The organism is Halomonas sp. 707D4 (genome assembly GCF_024158685.1).
Lineage (GTDB): Bacteria > Pseudomonadota > Gammaproteobacteria > Pseudomonadales > Halomonadaceae > Vreelandella.
On the sequence record NZ_JAMZBD010000449.1, the window covers coordinates 1 to 2,493 of the forward strand.

Sequence of the window (2,493 nt, forward strand, 5' to 3'; positions counted from 1 at the left end):
GATGATCCGGTCGGCGCGATCTCGGTGCACGGCGTGGTGGGCATCTGGGGCGTACTGGCGGTGCCGTTCACCAACACCGATGCTTCCTTCGGCGCGCAGCTGATCGGTATCGTCGGCATCTTCGCCTGGGTATTCGCGACGAGCCTGGTGGTGTGGCTGATCCTGAAGGCCATCATGGGCATTCGCGTCAGCGAAGAAGAGGAGTACGAAGGCGTGGACATCGCCGAGTGCGGCCTCGAGGCCTACCCGGAGTTCAGCGTCAAGAAATAAGCCTTCCGGGCACCCGTCAGCGCCCCTGGCCTCCCCTTCGCGGGAGGCCTTTTTATTCTCCGGCGGGAGCGGTGTATGCTTAAGGGGAACAGGGCGCGTTTGGCCTCCAGTGACCTTCGCTTACCCAGATAATAACGGGCTACAAGTTAAAGGATGTCGCAATGAAACTGATCTCAGCCATTATCAAGCCGTTCAAGCTTGATGACGTACGCGAATCCCTGTCGGACATCGGCGTGCAGGGCATCACCGTGACGGAAGTGAAGGGCTTTGGCCGCCAGAAGGGGCACACCGAGCTCTACCGGGGCGCCGAATACGTGGTCGATTTTCTGCCCAAGGTGAAGCTCGAGGTCGCCGTCGACGACGAGCTGGCCGAGCAGGTGATCGAGGCGATTACCCAGGTCGCCAACACCGGCAAGATCGGTGACGGCAAGATCTTCGTGATGCCGCTGGAGCAGGTGATCCGTATCCGTACCGGCGAGACCGGCAAGGACGCGGTGTGAGTCGCACGTTCGCCTGACGGCGCCACGAAAAAGCCCCGTACTCGTCGAGTACGGGGCTTTTTTGCATGCGAGGGTCTATTTTTCGACGAAGGCGCGCTCGATCACGTAGTCGCCGGGTTCGCCCATGCGCGGCGAGATGTTCATGCCCAGCTCGTCGAGCAGGGCGCTGGTGTCGTCGAGCATCGCCGGGCTTCCGCAGATCATCGCACGGTCCTGGCGCGGGTCGATGGGCGGAAGGCCCGTGTCCGCGAAGATCTTGCCGCTCTTGATGTGATCGGTCAGCCGGCCCATGGTGTGGAACTCTTCGCGGGTGACCGTCGGGTAGTAGACGAGCTTCTCGGCGACCTCTTCGCCCAGATACTCGTGGGCGGGCAGCTCCTTGGTAATGAAGTCGGCGTAGGCCAGCTCGGAGACTTCACGCACGCCGTGCACCAGCACCACTTTCTCGTAACGCTCGTAGACTTCCGGGTCCTGGATCAGGCTCATGAACGGCGCCAAGCCCGTACCGGTGGAGAGCATGTAGAGATTGCGCCCGGGCAGCAGGTCGTCGCACACGAGCGTGCCGGTGGGCTTTCTGCTGACCATGATCTGATCGCCTACCTTCAGGTGCTGCAGGCGCGAGGTGAGCGGGCCGTCCGGCACCTTGATGCTGAAGAACTCGAGGTGATCCTCGTAGTTGGGGCTGGCAATGGAGTAGGCGCGCATCAAGGGCTTGCCGTCGACTTCCAGGCCGATCAACACGAACTGGCCGGTCTTGAAGCGCAGGCTGCGCTCGCGGGTGGTGCGAAAGCTGAACAGCGTATCGTTCCAGTGATGGACGCTCAGCACTTCTTCCAGGGCAAACTTGCTCATGACGACTCCTCGAGATGCGAACACCCTGTCAATGGAAAGGCATTCGCATTCAATATTCTAGAAAAGAATAAAAGAACGTTGACGTTGATGTGAGCAAGTCTAAATAGTCGCGTCTTATCTGTTAAGCCAATTATACTGATAATCCTTATCTGCAAAATCGATATAGGCCCTACCATGCATTACACCCTGCGCCAGCTCGAGGTCTTCGTCGCCGTGGCCCAGCACGAAAGCGTCTCCCAGGCGGCGCGCTCGCTCGCCATGTCGCAATCCGCCACCAGCACGGCGCTGACCGAGCTCGAGCGTCAGTTCGACTGCCAGTTGCTCGACCGCCTCGGCAAGCGCTTGAAGCTCAACGCGCTGGGCTTTCAACTGCTGCCCAAGGCGGTGGCGCTTCTCGATCGCGCCGAGGAGATCGAGGAGCTTCTGCGCGGACAAAATGGCGTGGGGGCGCTGGAGGTCGGCGCGACGCTGACCATCGGCAACTACCTGGCCACGCTTCTGATCAGCGACTTCATGCAGCGCTACCCGGGCAGCCGCGTACGGCTGGCCGTGCGCAATACGCGTCACATCATCGATGGCGTACGCCAGCACGCGCTGGACCTGGGCCTGATCGAGGGCCAGTGCGACGACGAGATGATCGTCAGTCAGCCCTGGGTCGAGGACGAGCTGTGCGTGTTCTGCTCGCCGCGCCACCCCTTGGCCGGGCGCGCGCATCTCGAGCTCGAGGAGCTGCTGCGCGAGGACTGGATCATGCGCGAGGAGGGCTCCGGCACGCGCATGACGCTCGAGCACGCCGCGCGCCATCGCCGAAGCCGCTTCAATACGCTTCTTGAACTCGAGCACACCGAGGGCATCAAGCGTGCGGTGGAAT

At 61.6% G+C, this 2,493-nt stretch carries 3 protein-coding genes and 1 pseudogene; 3 read left to right on the plus strand and 1 reads right to left on the minus strand.

Annotated features, from left to right (window positions below; genetic code table 11):
- Both BIS11_RS15050 and glnK read left to right on the plus strand, forming a co-directional pair.
- Nucleotides 1–270 (plus strand): annotated as a pseudogene (locus BIS11_RS15050) (ammonium transporter); the annotation flags it as partial.
- Nucleotides 271–431: 161 nt separating this feature from the next.
- On the plus strand, nt 432–770 hold the full coding sequence (gene glnK, locus BIS11_RS15055; protein ID WP_227389979.1) for a P-II family nitrogen regulator: 339 nt from the start codon (nt 432–434) through the stop codon (nt 768–770).
- A gap of 75 nt (nt 771–845) precedes the next feature.
- Here the strand turns inward: glnK and BIS11_RS15060 are convergent, their stop codons facing one another.
- Nucleotides 846–1,622, minus strand: coding sequence for a ferredoxin--NADP reductase (locus BIS11_RS15060; RefSeq protein WP_253426614.1), 777 nt, complete (start codon nt 1,620–1,622; stop codon nt 846–848).
- A 174-nt stretch (nt 1,623–1,796) separates the two neighbouring features.
- Between BIS11_RS15060 and BIS11_RS15065 the strand changes: the two genes are divergently transcribed.
- Nucleotides 1,797–2,493: LysR substrate-binding domain-containing protein (locus BIS11_RS15065; protein ID WP_253586436.1), on the plus strand; the 697-nt coding region annotated here is incomplete at its 3' end.

Coding starts and splice junctions, on each gene's coding strand:
- glnK (WP_227389979.1), top strand. CDS start 432: ATGAAACTGATCTCAGCCATTATCAAGCCGTTCAAGCTTGATGACGTA.
- BIS11_RS15060 (WP_253426614.1), bottom strand. CDS start 1,622: ATGAGCAAGTTTGCCCTGGAAGAAGTGCTGAGCGTCCATCACTGGAAC.